The 21,215-nt window shown below is 43.5% G+C and carries 18 protein-coding genes; 7 read left to right on the plus strand and 11 right to left on the minus strand.

The features are described from left to right. The first annotated feature begins 98 nt into the window (after positions 1 to 98). A complete protein-coding gene (locus tag D1164_RS06085; protein ID WP_119349357.1) occupies positions 99 to 1,304 on the plus strand; it encodes an L-serine ammonia-lyase in 1,206 nt (401 codons plus the stop codon). A 3-nt stretch (positions 1,305 to 1,307) separates the two neighbouring features. Here the strand turns inward: D1164_RS06085 and D1164_RS06090 are convergent, their stop codons facing one another. After that, a complete protein-coding gene (locus tag D1164_RS06090; protein ID WP_172594356.1) occupies positions 1,308 to 2,108 on the minus strand; it encodes a glycoside hydrolase family protein in 801 nt (266 codons plus the stop codon). Positions 2,109 to 2,523: 415 nt separating this feature from the next. On the opposite strand from D1164_RS06090, the gene D1164_RS06095 reads away from it, so the two are divergent. The 3 genes from D1164_RS06095 to D1164_RS06105 all read left to right on the plus strand — a co-directional run bounded on the left by D1164_RS06095 (position 2,524) and on the right by D1164_RS06105 (position 5,832). Beyond that, positions 2,524 to 3,963 carry an MATE family efflux transporter gene (locus tag D1164_RS06095; protein ID WP_119349074.1) on the plus strand — a complete coding sequence of 480 codons (1,440 nt, stop codon included), beginning with the start codon at positions 2,524 to 2,526 and terminating at the stop codon, positions 3,961 to 3,963. Between the two features lie 56 nt (positions 3,964 to 4,019). Next, positions 4,020 to 4,811 carry an SDR family oxidoreductase gene (locus D1164_RS06100; protein ID WP_119349075.1) on the plus strand — a complete coding sequence of 264 codons (792 nt, stop codon included), beginning with the start codon at positions 4,020 to 4,022 and terminating at the stop codon, positions 4,809 to 4,811. A 103-nt stretch (positions 4,812 to 4,914) separates the two neighbouring features. Continuing rightward, positions 4,915 to 5,832: a CobW family GTP-binding protein gene (locus D1164_RS06105; protein ID WP_119349076.1), complete on the plus strand. Its 918-nt coding sequence runs from the start codon at positions 4,915 to 4,917 to the stop codon at positions 5,830 to 5,832. A 45-nt stretch (positions 5,833 to 5,877) separates the two neighbouring features. Here the strand turns inward: D1164_RS06105 and D1164_RS06110 are convergent, their stop codons facing one another. Beyond that, positions 5,878 to 6,480, minus strand: coding sequence for an HAD-IA family hydrolase (locus D1164_RS06110; RefSeq protein WP_119349077.1), 603 nt, complete (start codon positions 6,478 to 6,480; stop codon positions 5,878 to 5,880). Between the two features lie 170 nt (positions 6,481 to 6,650). Here D1164_RS06110 and D1164_RS06115 point away from each other — a divergent pair, with 170 nt between their 5' ends. Together D1164_RS06115 and D1164_RS06120 are read left to right on the plus strand one after the other, a co-directional pair. Next, positions 6,651 to 7,451 (plus strand): polysaccharide biosynthesis/export family protein, encoded by an 801-nt coding sequence (locus D1164_RS06115; protein ID WP_172594357.1) that lies wholly within the window; start codon positions 6,651 to 6,653, stop codon positions 7,449 to 7,451. Positions 7,452 to 7,456: 5 nt separating this feature from the next. After that, entirely contained in the window at positions 7,457 to 9,970 is a 2,514-nt protein-coding gene (locus D1164_RS06120) for a GumC family protein (RefSeq protein WP_172594358.1), read from the plus strand. A gap of 105 nt (positions 9,971 to 10,075) precedes the next feature. Here the strand turns inward: D1164_RS06120 and D1164_RS06125 are convergent, their stop codons facing one another. Genes D1164_RS06125 through D1164_RS06135 form a run of 3 tightly spaced genes read right to left on the minus strand, consistent with a single transcriptional unit; the run spans position 10,076 to position 12,156 of the window. Further along, positions 10,076 to 11,509, minus strand: a complete 1,434-nt coding sequence (locus tag D1164_RS06125) for a pyridoxal-dependent decarboxylase (protein WP_119349080.1) — start codon at positions 11,507 to 11,509, stop codon at positions 10,076 to 10,078. Between the two features lie 15 nt (positions 11,510 to 11,524). Continuing rightward, positions 11,525 to 11,797, minus strand: coding sequence for an acylphosphatase (locus tag D1164_RS06130; protein ID WP_119349081.1), 273 nt, complete (start codon positions 11,795 to 11,797; stop codon positions 11,525 to 11,527). Then, on the minus strand, positions 11,794 to 12,156 hold the full coding sequence (locus D1164_RS06135) for a hypothetical protein (RefSeq protein ID WP_119349082.1): 363 nt from the start codon (positions 12,154 to 12,156) through the stop codon (positions 11,794 to 11,796). Before D1164_RS06135 ends, D1164_RS06130 begins: the two co-directional genes overlap by 4 nt. A gap of 167 nt (positions 12,157 to 12,323) precedes the next feature. On the opposite strand from D1164_RS06135, the gene D1164_RS06140 reads away from it, so the two are divergent. Further along, positions 12,324 to 12,563, plus strand: coding sequence for a hypothetical protein (locus D1164_RS06140; RefSeq protein WP_119349083.1), 240 nt, complete (start codon positions 12,324 to 12,326; stop codon positions 12,561 to 12,563). Positions 12,564 to 12,644: 81 nt separating this feature from the next. On the opposite strand, the gene D1164_RS06145 is transcribed toward D1164_RS06140, so the two are convergent. The 6 genes from D1164_RS06145 to iolD all read right to left on the minus strand — a co-directional run bounded on the left by D1164_RS06145 (position 12,645) and on the right by iolD (position 21,215). After that, positions 12,645 to 13,643, minus strand: coding sequence for an FAD:protein FMN transferase (locus D1164_RS06145; protein WP_119349084.1), 999 nt, complete (start codon positions 13,641 to 13,643; stop codon positions 12,645 to 12,647). 362 nt (positions 13,644 to 14,005) lie between these two features. Beyond that, positions 14,006 to 15,019 (minus strand): inositol 2-dehydrogenase, encoded by a 1,014-nt coding sequence (gene iolG, locus D1164_RS06150; protein ID WP_119349085.1) that lies wholly within the window; start codon positions 15,017 to 15,019, stop codon positions 14,006 to 14,008. 14 nt (positions 15,020 to 15,033) lie between these two features. Beyond that, positions 15,034 to 15,933 carry a sugar phosphate isomerase/epimerase family protein gene (locus D1164_RS06155; RefSeq protein ID WP_119349086.1) on the minus strand — a complete coding sequence of 300 codons (900 nt, stop codon included), beginning with the start codon at positions 15,931 to 15,933 and terminating at the stop codon, positions 15,034 to 15,036. Positions 15,934 to 15,944: 11 nt separating this feature from the next. Next, positions 15,945 to 17,423 carry a CoA-acylating methylmalonate-semialdehyde dehydrogenase gene (locus D1164_RS06160; protein ID WP_119349087.1) on the minus strand — a complete coding sequence of 493 codons (1,479 nt, stop codon included), beginning with the start codon at positions 17,421 to 17,423 and terminating at the stop codon, positions 15,945 to 15,947. 57 nt (positions 17,424 to 17,480) lie between these two features. After that, a complete protein-coding gene (locus tag D1164_RS06165; RefSeq protein WP_119349088.1) occupies positions 17,481 to 19,061 on the minus strand; it encodes a solute:sodium symporter family transporter in 1,581 nt (526 codons plus the stop codon). A 291-nt stretch (positions 19,062 to 19,352) separates the two neighbouring features. Continuing rightward, on the minus strand, positions 19,353 to 21,215 hold the full coding sequence (gene iolD / locus D1164_RS06170) for a 3D-(3,5/4)-trihydroxycyclohexane-1,2-dione acylhydrolase (decyclizing) (protein ID WP_119349089.1): 1,863 nt from the start codon (positions 21,213 to 21,215) through the stop codon (positions 19,353 to 19,355).

Consider the following 21,215-nt stretch of genomic DNA (forward strand, 5'->3'; position numbering starts at 1 on the left):
AAATATCCTATTTTGGCTATAAAAATATAAATTCAAACCAAAAATACTGTTTGTTTCCTGGAAAGATTCTATTTTCACCCAAGAAAATACAGATCCGGATGGAATCAATAAAAGAAATTTACACAATAGGCCACGGCCCTTCAAGCAGTCATACCATGGGCCCCAGAAAAGCGGCCGAACAGTTTCTAAACAGAAACAGAACAGCCAGTCATTTCGAAGTTGTTCTTTTCGGAAGCCTTGCTGCTACAGGAAAGGGGCATTTAACAGACAAAGCAATCGAGGATGTTTTCACGGGGCACGAACTTTCTATTCGCTGGAAACCCGGGGAGTTTCTTCCCCGTCATCCCAATGCGATGAAGTTTTATGCTTTTGAGCCTGACAACAAACTAATGGAAGAATGGACCGTTTACAGTACGGGAGGAGGCAGCATAACCGATGATTTTACAGAAACCCGTACAAAGGAAGTTTATCCACACAGAAAAATGGCTGAAATTCTCAGTTGGTGCAATAAAAACGGAATCCAACTTTGGGAATATGTTTTTGAATGTGAAGCAACGTCAGTAAGAAAATACCTTGAAGAAGTTTGGGAAGTAATGGAAGCCTCTATTAAGAATGGACTGAGCAGAGAAGGAGCGCTTCCGGGCGGATTAAAATTACCCCGTAAAGCGCAGTCCTTTTTTGTAAAAGGGCAAAACTTTGCCACCCCGTTTAAACGCCGGTCACAGCTTTTTTCTTATGCCCTTGCTGTTTCGGAGGAAAACGCTTCGGGAGGCAAAATTGTAGCCGCGCCTACTTGTGGTGCCAGCGGCGTACTTCCGGCGGTGCTGTTTTATTTCAAAAAAGTATATAAAGCAGACAATCCTTCCATTATCCGGGCGCTGGCAACAGCGGGTCTCTTTGGTAATATTGTGAAGACCAATGCTTCCATTTCAGGCGCAGAGGTAGGATGCCAGGGAGAAGTGGGGACTGCCTGCGCCATGGCTTCGGCAGCTGCAACCCAGTTGATGGGAGGAACCATCTATCAAATAGAATATTCAGCAGAAATGGGACTCGAACATCACCTGGGGCTAACCTGTGACCCGGTAGCCGGGCTGGTACAAATTCCCTGCATTGAGCGAAATGCTTTTGCCGCGGAGAGAGCCGTTTCACATAATACTTATGCGCTGATGTCCGACGGGCGCCATCGAATTAGTTTCGACGAAGTGGTGGAAACCATGTATAAAACAGGAATTGATCTGCAGAGCAGTTACCGTGAAACCTCCACTGGCGGACTTGCCAAACTGGACGCTTTGCCTAATTGCTGAAAATTATAACTTCAGATAGTCTGGCATATTCTCAGGCGGGAATTCGATTTCTACCTCGTCACCCTCTTTCCATTTTTTGGCTATCTTACAGTAATTTCCGGGAGGGGCAACATACTTAACCCCTTTTACCGTAACGGAAGCACTTTCGGCCCAGGTGGGAATCCGCACATACAGCTCAATGTATTGTTTGGTTTCCATACTAAAAATCAAACGGACTTTTCCACTGCCGGGAAAATCTGTCTCCTGCCGGATCTTTACGCCTCCTCCCAGTGAATGTGTGTAACCAATCTCAGCCGGCAAAAAAAGATTCACATGGATATGATCTACTTCTCTGGTAAAAACATACGGCAATATCATTGGATTGCGTGTGTCCGGTGCAAGATAGGAAAAATGCGTCCGGGAAATCCTTTCCAGTTCTTCTGCCTGCACGGCATTACCTGAAAGTTCGAAAAGGAAGCCGGTTACTTCAAACCATTTTTTTGCTGCGTTTTCGTTGAACCGGATATTTTCTGTTCTACCTTTAAAACGGGTCCACATTTCACGGAACAAACCCATATCAAACCCTTCATTTTTATGAAGGTACATTTGCTTCAATGCAAGCAGGGAATCCAGAACAGGGAAATACTTGCTTTCCTGTTCCCTTCCTGAATATTGTCCTGAAAAAAAATAGTCTGTACTCTCTGTAAATTCTACGTTGTCAATGTCAACATGTGCCGTTACATAGTCCGGAAACTTTTCAGACCGACCACAGGATACTATTATAAAAATGATAAAAACAAACCCGCCAATATGAATATTTCTCATTCGATAAACCATTTCAAATTTCAGCAATAGTAACATAAAACAGGAGTCAGAGTTCAGTTTTAGAAGAACTAATTCTACTTTGACGCATTTGCCAAAAATCGAAAAAACCATCGTTTTTTTTGCACTTTCTCTGATAAAGAATACATTCAATTTTCCTGATTTCGTCCACAGGACCTGGACTTAAAACAAGAACAAATCAGAATTTCCTACTCGCCAGGCAATGTAAAATCAATGATTTTCACATCACAAAGGGCAGATTCAAAAAAATAAATCCCTATCTTTGTGGCACCGAATTCAAACAATACTGCGATGAAACTTACTACAATTTTCCTATAGTTGTCCATTCTTCTCCCATTCGAAGGGAGCGTTTCAAAAAATCAATCGTAGTTTTTCACTTTTATTCAATAATCAAAACATGTCGGTCAGCAAAAGAGGGAAGTTGTCTCAATTCAGCATTCGGATTAGCCAGTTAAAACTTTTATGGAAAGATATTAAAGAAGCTATTGGAGGAACCGAGCGGGATTTTACGGAATCCAGACTGGGCCATGCTATTTTTATTCTTGCCGTTCCGATGGTACTTGAAATGATTATGGAATCGGTATTTGCGGTGGTCGATATCTTTTTTGTTTCAAGACTGGGCGCCGGCGCGGTAGCCACTGTCGGGATCACCGAGTCGGTAATGACCATTGTTTACGCCATTGGCTCGGGACTAAGTATGGCAACCACTGCCCTTGTCGCACGCCGTATCGGAGAAAAGCGCAAAAACGAAGCAGGAGTAGTAGCATTTCAGGCCATTCTGCTGGGAGTTTTTGTTGCCTTACTTATTGCCCTGCCCGGGATATTGTTTGCCAAAGAATTTTTATTGCTGATGGGAGCCACAGAAGAGATGGCGGAAGAAGGAGTATGGTACCCTGTCATTATGTTTGGTGGAAATGTGGTGATAATGCTTTTGTTTATCATCAATGCGATATTCCGTAGTTCGGGCGATGCAGCTATTTCCATGCGGGTGGTATGGTTAGCCAACATTGTCAACCTCGTACTCGATCCACTGCTCATTTTTGGTATCGGTCCCTTTCCCGAACTGGGTCTGGCAGGTGCGGCCATTGCGACTACTATTGGGCGGGCACTTGCCGTTGTTTATCAGTTTTATCTTCTTTTCAGGGGAAATTACCGTATCAAACTGTACAGAGAAAGCATCAGGTTTCGACTTAACATTGTGTTGGAATTACTAAAAATATCGGGCGGAGGAATCCTGCAAAACCTGATTGCCACCTCCAGCTGGATTTTACTGGTACGAATTATTGCAGTAAGCGGCCCTGAAGCGCTGGCGGGGTATACTATTGCCATCCGTATCATTCTTTTTTCTATTCTGCCGGCATGGGGTCTCAGTAATGCAGCCTCCACACTGGTGGGGCAAAACCTGGGAGCCAAACATCCAGAACGGGCCGAAAAAGCAGTTTGGATTACCGGTTATATAAATGTGGTTTTTATGGGGATTATCGGGACGGTACTGATTCTTTTCCCTGAGTTCTTCATTCGCCTGTTCGTTAACGAAACCATAGTACTCAATAATGGGATTCTGGCCCTGCGCATTATCAGTTTCGGGTTCATCTCTTATGCCTTGGGAATGGTGTTGATACAGGGATTTAACGGAAGTGGAGATACCTTCACTCCTACCAAAATAAACATAGTTTGTTTTTGGCTGATTGAAATACCACTGGCCTACCTGCTGGCCATTACCCTAAAAATGGGACTTTCCGGTGCCAGCATTGCCATTGTTGCTTCCGAAAGTTTGCTCACCATTATTGCCCTGATTTATTTCAGAAAAGGGAAGTGGAAGCTAAAAGAGGTGTAAGGAAATTTTTTTACGTTATTTGTTTTTTGCATTTTGTCTGTTGAAAATTTACAAAAATGGATTTACATATCGAAGGAAAAGTATTCATGGTAGCGGCTTCCAGCAAGGGGCTGGGTTTCGGCATTGCCCGTGAGCTGGCTTGCAACGGCGCCACCGTTTGCCTGGCAAGCCGTACAAAAAATGAAGTGGAAGAGGCCGCACATCAGTTGCGCGAAGAAACAGGAGCCACTGTTCATGCTTCCGTTTTCGACGCATCAGATGCCAGGTCGATAAAAGAATGGATAACGGAAGTGGAGCGGGCTTTTGAACGCATTGACGGTCTGGTAGTGAATGCCGGCGGACCTCCTCCGGGCAATTTCGATGACTTTTCGGATGAAGACTGGGAAGCAGCCTTTAATCTTACGCTGATGAGCGCCATCCGGCTGATCCGCGGCGTATTGCCTTCCATGCGTGAATGCGGCGGAGGTTCCATCTTAACCGTCACCTCCCTTTCGGTGAAAGAACCAATCAACGGGCTGTTACTTTCCAACGTATTCCGCGCTGGTGTGACCAGTTTGGTTAAAAGCCTTTCCAACGAACTGGCCGGGAAAAACATCCGGGTTAACAACCTTATTCCCGGTGGCATTGATACGGACCGCCTAAAAGCGCTGAACAGGAATGTCGCTGAAAAACAGGGAGTGCCCGTCGAAAAAATTAGACAGAAAAATGAATCGGCAATCCCTCTGGGGCGCTACGGAACCATTGCTGAATTTGGAAATGCCGGGGCATTCCTGCTTTCCGATGCTGCATCGTACATTACCGGGGTGAGTTTAGTAGTTGACGGAGGGGTTTTAAAAAGTACCTGGTAATCGGGTGTGGCGATTTTAATCGCCAATTAAAAGAAGTTCCCATTCCCTCTTTTTAAAACGCGATAAAGAATTGTACCGCCCGGGATAATAAACAACTCTTAGAATGACCCGACAAAACAAAATAGCAGTTACTGTGGTCACCGGCTTTCTCGGTGCCGGCAAAACTACTTTCATCAATTTTATACTAAAAAAATATCCTCAAACACAGTTTGCCCTGGTAGAGAATGAATTTGGAGATATATCCATTGATACTCAACTGATAAAAGGCGTAGATGCCAGCCGCCTTTTTGAACTGAAGCAAGGCTGTATCTGCTGCACGATTACCAACGAGTATGAAATGGTATTGCAGGAACTGGCGGAACGTTTCCCGCATGTTGAGTACCTTTTAATTGAAACAACGGGAGTAGCAGATCCGGCAGGAGTTATCCGCCCGTTTTTCAGGGACGAGCGACTGAAACAACTATTCACATTCAACGGAACCATTTGTATGGTCGATGCCCTGCATTTTTACACGCAACCCGAAAAAGCATTACGACTGAAACAACTGGCAGTTGCCGACGAGATTGTAATTACAAAATCGGAGGAACTCCCGGAAGAAGACAAATCAGAATTGGGGAACATGGTTCGGAAAATAAACCTTCTGGCTAACATCTCTTTTTCTGAAAACGGGAAAGCAGACCACCTGGATTTATTTCAAATTTCCCATAAAAACAACATCATTCCGGAAGACACATCCGGGCATTTACATGCCGGTATTCAAACCAAAACCCTCTCTTTCCCAAACCCGCTGAACAAAAAGGAATTTACCCGCTGGCTTTCGTACAACCTCGATATTTACAAAATGGAAATATACCGTGTAAAAGGAATCCTTTGTTTCGAGAATGAACCTTATTTTCACATTTTACAGGGGGTGGGAGGTAACTTTGAAATCATGGAAGGCAACAACCTTGTACTTGAAACTGAAAGTACACTTGTATTTATCGGAAAGCTAAAAGGCCTTCCTCTTGATTTCCCGGGCTAAAAAACACCGAAAAAATAATCCTCAAAGCAACAAGGATCTTACGGTCTAATGCGCCCAGTTTCCATAATTGATGTGAGGACGAACATCGGTAACGATCATCCCTGCTTTCCGGGCTGCTTCCAAACCTAATTCACCATCTTCAAATACCTGGCATTTGGAAGGTTCTATTCCCATGAGTCTTGCACATTCCAGAAAAGTTTCCGGCTCAGGTTTGTGCCGGGTCACATCGTCAGCAGATACAATGGCATCAAAACATTTCGTAATCTGCAGTTCGGCCAGTTGTACTTCCGCACTTCTGCGACTGGCGCCTGTACCTACTGCCATTGGGAGCTTACCATAATATTCTTTTACGATGGAAATAATTTCATTTACCGGTTCCAGCAAACTTGCCGAATCCCAGAATGTTTGTTGTTTCAGTTTTACAATCTCTTCCGGATCAGCAGAGAGGCCAAAATCCGCAATAATCCGGCGGGCAAATTCAATTGTTGGCCGTCCTGTCATTTCATAAAAAACCTTCGTATCGAATTTGAAACCATAAACTTCTCCCACCTGGTTCCAGGTGGCTACATGCACCGGCACAGAGTTAGACAAGGTTCCATCAAGGTCGAATATCAAAGCCCTGGCATCAGGGTGAACGAGTAATCCCATTTTTTCTGATTTTCAGCAAAAGTAATACAACGCTACTGATTACAGATCGAATGTCCTGGAAATACAAAATATTTAAAAATGATTTAAACGGTACTTTTATCTATTTTCCAGAAAACAACCACAGCCAGCACAATAATTTTACTATTTTTGGCGTACTAAAAATAAAACACATGATAACCATTAAATTTCGAGGAGGAATAATTCGATTACTTCTTCCACTTGTGTTGTTTATTACTTCTTGTAGTACGCCTTTAAATGAGCTTATTTATTTAAATGGCATTGATCCGGGTATAACCTATACAAGTGGCCCCATGCCGGAAGAATACCGCATCAGATCTAATGATCAGCTATTTATTCAGGTCATCAGCGATGATCCCATGAATGCCGCATTTCTAAACCTTGTCAACACACAGGGCTCTATGGGTTCTTACGGAAATTCGGCAAACAGCCTGGAGTTAGTTACCTACCTGGTGGATGATGAAGGAAGAATTTCATATCCTCAATTAGGAGATATCCATGTGGAAGACAAGACCGTGTCGGAAGTACGTGATATTATACAGGGTAAAGTAGACAGTTACCTAGAAAGCGCCTCTGTTTTTGTAAAATTGGTCAATCGAAATATTACGGTGCTGGGCGAAGTAAAGCAACCCGGCCAGAAACTTATGGTAAAAAACCAGTTAACTATTTTTGAAGCCCTGGGGTCGGCCGGAGACATATCGGATTACGGGAACCGAAAAAAAGTGAAGCTGATACGTGAGCTCCCCGAAGGAAAACATGTCGCAGAGTTGGATCTTACCAATCCTCAGGTTATTTATTCACCTTACTACTACGTATTGCCGCACGACATTATTTATGTGGAGCACAGCACCAAGGTATATGGTGCAAAAAACCTGCCTTATGCAGCTCCACTCAGCATCACAGCATCGATCGTTTCAATCGGATTGCTCATTCTTAATCTTTTCAGAAAATGACCCAGATGGATATAAATAAAAACGGTCACCAAATCAACCAATCACAAGACGACGACAGTATCGATCTCAAAAAAATTATTTTTAGATTTTTAAGAAATTGGTATTGGTTCGCTTTTGTAGTTGCCATAACCCTTGGCATGGCTTTTTTGTATAACCGGTACACTACACCCATTTATGAAATAAGCTCTTCGTTACTGGTAGAAGAAGAAAAAGCAGGTTCCCCATTAGCATCCGGAGCCGGGGGATCCTCGGAAGGAATTTTTCAGGGACTCGGGATGATGAACAGCATGCGAAATATTTATAACCAAATGGTTATCCTAAACTCTACCCCTATTGTTTCGCGTACGTTGAATGAACTTGATTTTGAAGTAAGCTACTATGCGGTGGGCAGGGTGGCTGTATCTGAAAGATATAAAGAAGTGCCGTTCCAGGTAGTTTGGGATGAGGAACACCCCCAGGTTATTGATGCCGATTTTTTTCTGACCATCGAACCTAATGGAAAGCTGAAGATAGATATGGAAGAAGAAGTGATATCGGCCTACTCTTACACTGAAGAAGAAGTGGTGAAAAGAATACCCGGGTATTCTTTTTCCAGAACAATTGATCCAGGTACCAAAATAACGTCCGATGAATTTTCTTTTACGATTTTACTGAACGAGTTATTTGATTCCAATGCCAGTAATAATTATAAATTCAGATTTAATTCGAAAAAGGCGCTGTTAAAACGTTACCGGGAGCAACTGGATGTTACCCTTAACGACAAAGAAACTTCTATATTAAATTTGACTCTCAGGGATTTTAATGTAAAAAAAGGAGTCGATTTTCTGAACAAACTCACAGAAGTTTATCAGCTGGATAATCTGGAGAAGAAAAACGAGAATGCCAACCGAACCATCCAGTTTATTAGTTCCCAGTTGCAGAGTATTTCAGATTCGCTCAGCATTTCAGAAAGTCGCATGGAAACATTTCAAAGCGAACACCAGGTTTTGGACATTTCAATGCAGTCGCAGCAACTGCTGGAACAAATGCGTGAACTGGATGAAGAGCTGGTAACACTTGAAACGCAAAACAAATATTACCACTACCTGCGTGATTACATTCATTCCGATACAAACAAGGAAGAGACAATCATTGCCCCATCGGCCATGGGAATTCAAGATCCACTGCTAAACAGCTTGATTCTCCGTTTAAATGAGCTGATTACCGAAAAATCAAGTCAGACATCCATCAAGCGCGGCTCACAACACCCAATCATTCTCCAGTTGAATGCGCAGATTGAGAGTGTTAAAAACTCATTGCGTGAAAATGTCAATAACATTATTTCTCAATCAGATATGGCGCTTGTAAACCTCAATAAAAGGGTCAGACAATTTGAAGCGCAGGTAAGGAGGCTTCCGGCAACGGAAAGAAATTATGTTAACATTGAACGTAAATACAAACTAAATAACGAAATCTATACCTTCCTGTTGCAAAAACTTTCGGAAGCGCAAATTGCCAAAGCATCCAACATTCCCGACACCCAGCTCATCGAAGAACCCCAGATGATGGGGCTAGGTCCGGTAGAACCCAAAAAAATGATGATTTATGCTATTGCGCTTTTACTCGGACTGGCCTTGCCTGCCGGTGTTATGATGCTGGCCGACTTTTTCAACAATAAAGTTGTTTCTCAGGATGATATTGAATCAATAACCAAATACCCGATTATCGGCCATGTCTTTCAAAACACCAAGGGAGACATCAGCCGTACCATGGTGCTCGACAGGCCCAACTCACCTGCCAGTGAGCCTTATCGTGCTATACGCACCAAATTAAACCTGATTACAAAAGGAAATCAAAACCCGGTTATTGCTATTACCTCTACTTTCCCCAAAGAAGGAAAATCATACAATGCGGTAAACATTGCATCGTCGTTTGCACTGATGCGCAAAAAGACGGTGCTGCTCGACCTCGACCTGCGCAATTCAAAACTGAAAGAGGAGTTTAAGCTGGATTCGGATATGGGTGTGGTCAATTACATCATCGGAAAAGCAGAAGTAGAAGATATAACATTTAAAACCAAACATCCCTGGCTGAAAATAATCCCGGCCGGACCAATACCTCCCAACCCGGGCGAGATGCTGACCGACGAAAAGCTTGCTGAATTGCTCCGAAAACTAAAGGAAATATACGATGTGATTGTTATTGACTCAGCCCCGATTGGCTATGTTTCCGACCTTTTCCACGTGCATGAGTTTATCGATACCAACTTGTTTATAATTCGCCACAAATTCACCCATAAAATAGCCCTTAAAACAGCATTGGAAGAAGTTTCCAAACACCAATTAAAAGGAGTTGGGCTGATTGTAAACAATATTAAACTTTCAAAAAAGAACTACAGCTTTAGCGGAGGTTATGGTTACGGATACGGCTATGGATATGGATACGGTTACGGGTATGGCTACGGGAAAGGCTATGGTAATGGAAAAGGGGACAAAAAAAGTACCCGGAAACACCTGAAGCCTGAGGAAATTAAAAGCTAATCAAAGTGGTTGGCAGTAATCAACATGCACCTGGGAAATGAGCCTGGAGATACAATAGCCTAGGTGCATGTTGATTACTGTCAACTTAAAGTGATAAGCATAATTTTATCCTTGTGTCATTCTTCCGGCTGTTTTCTGAATCAGGTTCCACGTTTGTTTCACGTGCTCTTCTTCGGTGTAGGTCTGACCGATACTCATGCGTAAAACAACCTGCCCGTTAAGCTTGGTATGTGTAAAAAAGGCTTTACCGGTTTCGTTTACAGCATTCATTAGTGCCATATTAAAATCATCGCCTGCCTTATGGCGGAAGCAAACCAGGTTGAGCGCCGGCTCTACTACCATTTCAAACTCGTTTGAATCCTTCACCCAACGGGTAAAATTCTGTGCTATTTCTACATGCTTTCTGATATGAAACTGAAGTCCTTCCACACCGTAGTGCCGGATAACAAACCACAGTTTCAGCGATCGGAATCGCCTCCCCAGTTGCACGTGCCAGTCGCGATAATCAAACACCTCACCCGATTCAGTCGCTTTGTTGCGCAGGTATTCGGGAAGAATAGAGAACGTGCTGATGAGTTCTTCACGGTTTGCTACCCAAAACACATTGCAGTCAAAGTTAACAAACATCCATTTGTGAGGATTAAAGCTGTAACTATCGGCCAACTCCACTCCATCTTTTAAATACCTGAACTCGGGACAAAGCATGGCCGTGCCCGACATCGCCGCATCCACATGCAGCCAGCAGTTTTCTTCCTTGCATATTTCACCGATTTTCCGCACAGGATCTATAGCATTGGAAGAAGTAGTCCCAATGGTCGCGCAAACAAAAAATGGATGAAATCCCTTCTTCTTATCTTCCCGGATTAGCTCGTGCAACAAATCCGGGCGCATGGAGAACTGCTCGTCCACCTCAACCAACCGGAGATTTTCACTACCAATTCCTGCCATTTTTATGGCTTTTTCCAATGAAGAATGTGTTTGTGAAGAAACATAAGCGACCAACATCTCCCGCACCCCGGTTTTGTTGGATCTAAACTTTGTAGCACGCTCACGGGCGGCAATCACGGCGGTCAGCGCCGAAGTAGAAGCTGTATCCTGAATGACTCCGCCGCCAGTGGAGGTTGATCTGAATTTTTCAGGCATATCCATCATTTCCGCCAGCCAATCGAGCACACGGGTTTCCAGTTCGGTAGCTGCCGGACTAGTAGCCCAAATCATTCCCTGTACACCCAATCCCGATGAAACCAGGTCACCAAGGATGGAAGGAAAAGAAGTATTTGAAGGGAAATATGCATAAAAATTTGGCGACTGCCAGTGTGTTATTCCCGGCATAATTTTCTCATCCAAATCACGGATAATATGTTCAAAAGGCTCCCCTTTTTGAGGCGGGTTTTCCGGTAGTCCGGCTTTAATTTCACCTGGTTTCACCTGCGACAAAACAGGATAACTTTCAATTTTTTCGTAATAATCGGCAATCCAGTCAATAATTTTTTTCCCTTCTTCCCGAAACTGAGAAGGAGTAAGGTGGTAGTTTGTCATTTTCTTGTTTACTTGTTAATATTTTACCTGAAAGTCATCAAATTCTTCCAATGCAGGCATTTCGTTTTTTGTAACACGAGTTACCCTTGCCAATGAAGGGCCTATGCGAAGATAATCCAGGAAGGTTTCCATATCTGTCACATCTCCCTGTGCCATTACCAGCACGTTACCGTCGGGTGTATTTCTCACCCAGCCTTTCATATTAAGTTCTGCAGCCCGCTGCCGGACAAAGTAACGAAATCCTACGCCTTGAACCCTTCCAAATACTTTTATCTCATACTGTATCATTCGCCTTTTTTAAACTGCTCCATCACCTCGGGCTGTACCAGTGCCCAAAGAGAATACACACCCACAGCAGTGCCCAGCGGGAAGTTCAACAAATGAATAACAGAAAGAATCAACGTCAGTATGCGCGCCCATTCTTTTCTTCTAAAAAGCCCGATTCCGGCAATAATTCCGGGCAGGCTCAAAAAAATGATAAAACCTGTCATTATTTTGGCGATAATGGACAAAATGAATTGCGCCTGTTGATCTTCCACTAAATCGCCCACAAAGTATAAAACAATAAAAAGAAAAATACCGATCAAAATACATAAAATGCTCAAACCGATTTGGAGGGCGGCTACTACGTTAATATGCTTTTCCATTTTTTTTGGTTTTTAAAATTGTATTAAAAGTACAAAAAACAAGACGATTGAAAAGACTTACAAAAAGTTTTTAGCCTGACGGCAACATTTTCCCTTCAAACAGGTTCTTTTTCTGAGAAGGTTTAAAAGAAAGATGTACTTTTGCAACGGAAAAAGGAGATAAAAAGATGGAAATTATCAAAGTTATTTTACTCGCAGTAGCATTGGTTGCTATCGCTATGCTGGGGCTTGCTACCCAAATCTTACTTAAGCGGGGAGGTAAATTTCCCAACACGCATGTTGGGGGAAACAAGTATCTGAAAAAGCAGGGTATTGCCTGTGCACAAACCCAGGACAAAATCGAACGGGCAAAAGTAGAGAAGAAAGTGGATTTCAAAAGCGTAAAAATTGTTAACATCAGCAAATAAGTTTTCAGGTAATCCCCTCAGTGATAGCATGACTCTAAGTTATCCCATCACTTAACTCCCTAAAATCCTATTCATCTAAAATTATTCTGCCAGGTGCTCTTTGAAGTCGTCTGACATATACACCTGGATTGCCCCATCTGCATCGGCATAAAGAAAGTAAACTTTTATTTCCGGAATACTCCTTGCTATCTCTATTGATTTCTCCAGACCAAGCACCATAAAAGCAGTAGCAAAGGCATCCGCATCCATACAATTAGCGGCCAAAACAGTAGTGCTAAGCAGGCTGTGTTGTACCGGATATCCGGTTTTCGGATCAATGGTGTGGGCAAACTTTTTACCCCCCTCTATATAAAAGTTACGGTAATTCCCGGAGGTAGCAAGTGCATTTTCGGGAAGCTGAACTTTAGCCTGAATATCATTGGAAGCGAAAAAGGCTGTCTCATCCGGCTTACTGATGCCGATAGTCCAAACCCTGCCCTTTTCATTTTTTCCCCTGGCTACTACCTCGCCGCCAATCTCCACCATGTAATTTTCGCACCCTTTGGCAGCAAGAAAATCTCCGACCAAATCGCAAGTATATCCTTTTGCAATGGCACTCATATCAAGCTTCATGCGAGGATTTTCCTTCACAATCGTTCCATCCTTAAGCTGAATTTTGTTGTACCCGGTAATCTCCTTTAGGTCATCAATTATTTCCGGCGTCATTTTCCGGCGTTCTTCCGGCCCAAAACCCCAGGCATTTACCATAGGACCGGCAGTAATATCAAAAGCCCCGTGGGTAATGGTCGAAATTTCCATAGCACGGTTATAACATTCCAGAAATATTTCATTCAGTTCCACCGGTTTGTTTTCGTTCACTTTCGAAATAACACTACTCGAATCAAATGTTGAAAAGGTTTGATTGTACTCTGCCAGTTTTAAATCAATCGCACTATGGAAATCCTTTCCATCCGGACTTTCATACACAATATGATATATCGTTCCATAAATGGCCCCTTCATTATAAATATATTTTGCGGGCTGCCGGCACGCCTGGATACTTAACCCCAAAAACAAAATCAGTAATAACCGGAAATTCATTGGTTACAGATTTAAAATTCAGGACGAAATTACAAAAATATAGTTCTATAATCACAGATACCCGGTTTAACATGCAGGGCATTTTTAAAATTGTTAATGGATTTATCGTTCTTTAAACTTGTACAACAAAGTCACTGAAGTATAATTTATTAATTCTCTAACAGACAGATATAAAAAATTTAATAATCCGGTCAATAATAAAAACTGAAACCAGATAAGGAAATTAATGCAATATTGTATCGAAAATATTTACCAGACCTGTCTGGCATCCAACGAAGTGGCCATAACGATGTTTAAATGTGTATGCCTGAGGGTTAACGCCAACATCGACTGACAAGTGAAAGGATTTTTAATACAGAAGATTAACCCAAAATCTCATTCACCTTCACTGGTCTCCCTTCTTCCATCGATTTTTTGGCTGCCAGTCCAATAGCAATGGAAAGCAACCCGTCTTTTCCGTCCACCGGCATGTCACCTCCGGAAACCAAAGCATCGATAAACTCCCTGACTTCCTGGTTATAGGAAGCCTCGTATCTTTCCAGGAAAAAGTGCAAAGGCAGGTCGCCCGAAACACCCGCATGGGTGTATAGTTTGTGGTTGTTTGGAAAATTATTTTCGGCTATTGCCATGCCTTTATTTCCAAATACTTCAAGACGCTGATCATAACCATAAACCGCTTTCCTGCTGTTATCGATTATAGCCATGGTATCGTCTTCGAAGGTAAGGGTTATAACAGCCGTATCAATATCCCCGGCTTTACCGATTTCCGGGTCTACCATTACTGTTCCTTTGGCGAATACTTCTTTCACCTGTTTACCGGAAATGTAGCGTGCCATATCAAAATCATGGATTGTCATATCAAGAAACAATCCTCCTGAAACCTTAATATAGGAAACCGGTGGCGGGGCGGGATCGCGGCTGGTAATTTTCACAATATGAACATCACCCACAGAACCGTCTTCAACCAGTTGCCGAATTCTTTTAAACTCCGGATCGAAACGGCGGTTAAACCCCATCATCAGCCTTACTCCGCTTTCATCTACAATTTTTAAAACTTCCAGAACCCTACTAAGGGAAAGGTCCAGTGGTTTTTCGCAAAAAATGTTCTTCCCGGCTTTTGCAGCCTTAACTACATAATCGGCATGTGTATCGGTCGGGGAGCAAATAACAACAGCATCCACCCCGCTTACTGCCAATAATTCATCAAAATCTTTCACAAATACAGGAATGTTAAATTCCCTGGCAATTGCTTCCGATTCGTCAAAAACATCCATTACTGCCAGCACTTCTATTTCGGGGAAGTTGCGGCACAAATTTTTCAGGTGAATCTTACCAATGCGACCCAACCCGGCAACAGCTACTTTTAGTTTTTCCATTTTGGTTTATTTATTTAAAATCCGAGTGATTGAATAAATTGTCTGTTCCACACAGCACACTTTTTAGGCGAGCCCATTCCGGGCAACACATCTTGTTCTACTACAATCCAGCCATCATATTCCTTTTCTTTCAGGATATTTACAATCGTTTTAAAATCGACATTACCCTTTCCCAGTTCACAAAAAACGGCCTTCTCTACTGCTTTAAAATAATCGTATCCCTTTTGAACGGCATCTTCACCCACCGCCGGATCATAATCCTTAAAATGAACATGCCATATGCGGCTGTAATATTTCTTCAAGGCATGTACCGGGTCACCACCACCAAAAGCATAATGCCCCATATCAAGGCACAACCCAAGCAGCTCAGGATCCGTAAGGTTCATCAAACTATCCAGTTCCCAAGGTGCTTCCACATACCCTGCACAATGATGGTGAAAAACGGTACGCATGCCAAAAATGTCTTTTACTGCTTTTGCCACTTTTTCAACACCTGTGGCAAATACTTTCCACTGGTTTTCGGTCAGGCCCATTTCCGGGGTAATCTTACCGGCATTTTTTACCCTTTCTTCCACCGAACCGTTGTTATCAGCCAAAATAATAAAAGCGCCGGGGTAACCAGCCTCAAACATAAGTTTGGCGGTTTTCAATGCCTGCTCAACTCCTGCATCGTGGGCATCCGGGTTTGAAAATGCCACCGGAACAAAAGCTCCCACCAATTTTAGGTTTTTCTCCCGCAGTAAATTTTTCAATAAGGTCGGATCGGTTGGCATAAACCCCCAATCGCCCAGTTCGGTACCGGCATAGCCGGTTTCCACCATTTCGGAAAGCACCTGCTGATAGCCCAGCGCCTTTCCTTCCATTTCAAATTCGAGGGCTCCCCAGGAACAGGGAGCATTTGCGATTTGTATCATACTTCATTCGTTTAAAACTTTCTTGTCCATTCTTTAGGCCACCGTTCAATCACCACTTTTGTTTGTGTAAAAAATTCGATGGCATGTCTTCCTTGTCCGTGCAAGTCACCAAAAAAACTGTCGTTCCAGCCGCTAAACGGGAACTGTGCCATGGGCGCAGCCACTCCAATGTTGATCCCTATATTCCCGGCATTTGCCTGGTTCCGAAACATCCGGGCGTTTAATCCGCTGGTTGTAAACAGGCAGGCCATATTTCCGTAATTATTGCGATTCACAAAGTCAATGGCCTTTTCGATTGAATCCATTTGCAGCAGGCTCATCACCGGACCAAAAATTTCAGTGTTTATAACTTCCCCGTCCAGGGCTACATTTTCAAGGATGGTGGGTTTAATAAAATTCCCCTTTTCGTACCCGCTGATTTTAGCATTACGCCCATCAAGAAGAGGGGTAGCTCCCTCATCGATGCCTTTTGCAATAAGCCCTTCAATCCGGGTTTTACTTTCAGCAGTGATTACCGGTCCCATTTCAATGCCTTCATCCAGCCCGAAACCAGTGGTTTTTTGTTTGGCCGCTTCAACCAGTGCTTCTTTTATAACACCTTTCGTATCAGCCACTGCAATAATATTTGAAGCAGCAAGGCAGCGCTGACCAGCGCATCCGTAAACACTGTCGGCCACCACCCTGGCGGTTATTTCGATATCGGCATCCGGCATTACGATTAGCGGATTTTTAGCCCCACCTTGTGCCTGAACACGTTTGCCATTTGCCGTTCCACGCTGATAAATGTACCGGGCTACCCGGGTCGATCCTACAAAACTTACAGCTTTTATTTCCGGATGATCAAGCAAAGCATCTACACTGGGTTTCCCTCCATGCACCAGGTTTATTAGCCCTTTGGGCAGATCGTCGAGCTGGTCGATAAGCTCAAACACCTTCATCATGGTTAGTGGCACTTTCTCCGAAGGTTTGATGATAAAACTGTTTCCACAGGCAATGGCGTAAGGTAAAAACCAGAACGGAATCATTCCCGGAAAATTGAACGGAGCAATACAGGCACAGACTCCGACAGGTTGCCGGATCATAAATTCATCAATGCCGGTGGCCACATTCTCAGAAAATTCGCTCTGCATTAGTGTGGGGGTGGCACAGGCCGTTTCTACGTTCTCTATAGCCCGCTGCATTTCGGCCTTCGACTCCACAAAACTTTTCCCACACTCCAGGGTAATCAGCCGTCCAAGTTCATCGATATTCTCTTCCAGTAACTGTTTTAGTTTATAGAGTGGCTGAACACGTTTCATTACCGGGAACTCCCGCCATTGTTTTAAAGCTTCGCTTGCAGCGGCAACAGCCGAATCAACATCACCAGTGGTTTTTTCACCGTAGGGTACTTTCCCCAATACTTCCTGGTTGGCCGGGTTAATAACATCAATTGTCTGATGCTCCCCGCTTTCAACCCAGCTTCCGTTAATGTAATTTTTTAGTACTTCCATATACGCTTTTTTATTGACATGTAATTAATTTTCAAAATTTTATCCTGGTTAAATGAGTCATAATGTATTCCCCAATAAAATGTAAATCAGAATGGTTACTACGACCAGTACAGCCGAAAGATGGTAGGCATATTTCCATCTTTTCATATCCACTTTCAGGGTAACCACTTTGTCTTCAAATGTTTTGCGTGGATAGTAGGCTGACACGATGAACATCAGAATCATATTCAAAACAAATTCAATTCCCCAGAGGTGGATAAAGTGAATATTAATTTTAAAAACGAAACTGGTTAACAGATAAAAGGCCAGTCCGAAAAACAGGGCAGCCTTGGCCGCAATTGCCGAAATATTTTTCAGAAAAAAACCGGCCAGCATGATGGAGGCAATGGGAATGAAAAAAATACCGTTCAACTGTTGAAGCAACTGGTATAACCCTTCGGGAGCGTTCGCCACAAACGGCGCAGACAGAATGGCAAAAATAGCAAGCACAGAAGAAGTAGCCCTCCCAATCCAAACCAGGCGTTTTTCGTCGGCATTTTTGTTAATCAGCCGTTTATAAACATCAATGCTGAATATGGTTGCAGCACTGTTTAAAACACTGTTGAAAGTGCTGAGTACCGCTCCCATAACAACTGCGGCAAAAAAACCCACAAAACTTAGGGGCAACACTTTTTTGATAAGAGCCGGATAAATATAATCCTGGTTATCGTAAAGTGAATCACCGAAATAATAGAATCCAATCACCCCCGGAAGTACAATAATGACAGGTATCAAAATTTTTAAAATACCTGTATAGAGTAACCCTTTCTGGGCTTCTTTCAGATTTTTGGCCCCAAATGCCCGCTGGATGATGGTTTGGTTCATTCCCCAGAAATAAAGCTGGTTGATAACCAACCCGGTAAAAAGCACTCCAAAGGGCATTACCGAATCTTTTGCACCGATTACATTAAACTTCTCCGGCGCATTCTCATACACTTTCGAAATGCCCTCAAGAATATTTCCATCGCCAATACTGACAAGAGCAAGCACCGGAACCAGCAGCCCCCCGATAAGCAACCCGTAACCATTAACCGTATCAGAAACGGCCACAGCCTTCAACCCGCCAAAAATAGCATACAATGAGCCGATAATACCAATCGCAACGACTGTCATCCACAACCCCTTTGATTTGCTCACCCCAAAAACTTCGGAGATATTAAAAATACTCTCAAGATTGATGGCCCCCGTATACAAAACTATAGGCAAAAGCGTAACTACAAAAGAGACAACAAGAAATAATGCAATCAGACTGCGGGTTGTTCCATCGAAACGTTTTTCAAGATATTCGGGAATGGTAGTCAATCCCATTTGGAGGTATTTCGGGATAAAGTAAAGTGCAGCCACAACCAACGCCAGGGCCGAAGTAACCTCCCAGGCAATAACAATAAACCCGTTTTTATAGGATAAGCCGTTCATACCAATCAGGTGTTCGGTAGAAATATTTGTGAGTAACATGGAGCCGGCAATAATAATACCTGACAGACTTCTTCCTCCAAGAAAATATCCGTCGGAAGAATCCATTTTATCTTTTCGCAGTTTATACCAGGCATAAAATGCCACAAAAGCGGTAAAGCCGACAAATGTTAAAACGGTTTGCATAACAACCTGGTGTTATTGAGGGTTCCTATTCCTGCAACAGAATCCAAAATTTTTACTTTTTGATATCGTATCATATTCGTTCGGTTTAATTGTATTTTGCCAGCGCCCCGCAGAATCTTTACCCAATTCATTGATATTGCTTTTTACACTGGCAAGCTACCGGGATTTTATAAGGCTTAGTCAGAATCATAAAAAAGAAAGCCGCCCCCTGTCCTAAAGCACCGCTCCTGGCAGGCAGATAGCGACACATTGAGATTCAGCCCTTCACTTTTCCATAAAACCAGTTATCGTTTATAAATAGTAGCGTTGTTTTTTCTTTTGCTCATCATAGTTCTGCCGCGCTTTTTGAACAGATTCCGATTCGGATACTTCCGCAACCGGCACATCCCACCAGGCGTAACCGTAACCAGCCATTTTCCGTTCAGGAACCGTTTCAATGTAAATAACAGTTGTCTGTTTTTCCTTTTGGGCATTTCCCAGAGCCTCATTAAAGGAAGCGATATCTGTTGTTTTGTACACTTTTGCTCCAAGACTTTGGGCATTGAGCACCAGATCAACCGGCAACGACTCTCCTTCGAGGTAACCTTCTTTATTCCGGAAAGAATATTTTGTTCCGAATCCACCGCTTCCAATTGATTTTGAAAGCCCTCCAATGCTTGCAAACCCCTTGTTATCAATAAGAATAACAGTTAACTTGAAGCCTTCCTGTAACGAGGTTATAATCTCAGAAGGCATCATGAGGTATCCGCCATCCCCTACAATGACATAGATTTCCCTGTCAGGACAAGCCATTTTGGCTCCCAATCCTCCGGAAATCTCATACCCCATACAGGAATATCCGTATTCCAAATGAAATCCTTTTGAATTCCGGGTACGCCAGAGTTTATGCAAATCGCCCGGGGCGCTTCCCGCAGCACAAAGGACGATATCTTCAGGTTTGGAGAAATTATTCACTGCGCCAATTACCTCCGCCTGACTGGGAATTGCATTATTTTCTGCCTGATAGGCCAATGCTACTTTTTCGTCCCAGCTCTTGTTAAAATCGGCCGCACTTTTCCGGTAGTTATCATCCACTTTATACGACTCCAGCTTTTGAGCAAGTTCTTCAAGAATCACTTTTGCATCGCCCGTGAGGGCCAGCGCACTGTGTTTGTAAGCATCAAATTCGGCAATGTTTATATTGATAAATCTGACGTTTTTATTTTGAAATACTGTTTTGGAGGCGGTGGTAAAATCGCTGTACCGGGTACCGATTCCGAGAACCAAATCGGCTTCGGCACAAACAGCGTTGGCTCCCTCAGTTCCGGTGGCACCGGCAGCTCCCAGGTTATGCGGATCATCGTATGGCAGCGACCCTTTCCCGGCAAATGTTTCAGCAACGGGAATACCTGTCTGGTGAACAAGTGTTTTCAGGGCTTCCTCCGCTTCGCTGTAAATAACGCCGCCGCCGGCTATTATTACCGGTTTCCGGGCTGAAAGGATCCAGTTTACAGCGCGCAGTAATGCATTCACATCGGGACGCGGGCGGGGAATGTGCCAAACCCGTCTTTCAAATAACTCCGCCGGAAAATCATACGCTTCAGCCTGCACATCCTGTGGAATACAAAGAGTAACAGCTCCGGTATCTGCCGGTGAAGTGAGCACACGCATCACTTCGGGAAGAGCGGTAATTAACTGTTCGGGACGATTAATGCGATCCCAGTATTTTGAAACGGGTTTAAAACAATCATTAACTGAAAAATCCTGAGAAACGGCCGATTCCAGTTGCTGCAAAACCGGAGCAACAATCCGGGTGGCAAAAATATCGCCGGGCAAAAGCAAAACGGGAAGCCGGTTAATGGTGGCGCCTGCTGCAGCGGTAATCATATTGGTGGCGCCGGGTCCGATGGAAGAGGTACAAACAAAAGTTGACAGCCTGTTTTTCATTTTGGCGTAACCGGCGGCGGTGTGCACTGCCGCCTGCTCGTTGCGAACCATGTAGTATCGAAAATCAGGCGACTGCTGGAGCGCCTGACCAAACCCGGCCAGGTTGCCGTGCCCAAAAATTCCAAAACACCCGGCAAAAAAAGGTTGCTCTGTTCCGTCACGTTCAGAATATTGGTTTTTGAGGAATTCAATGGTTGCCTGGGCAACAGTAAGTCTTTTTGTCTTCAT

The organism is Mariniphaga sediminis, assembly GCF_003573545.1.
GTDB lineage: Bacteria > Bacteroidota > Bacteroidia > Bacteroidales > Prolixibacteraceae > Mariniphaga > Mariniphaga sediminis.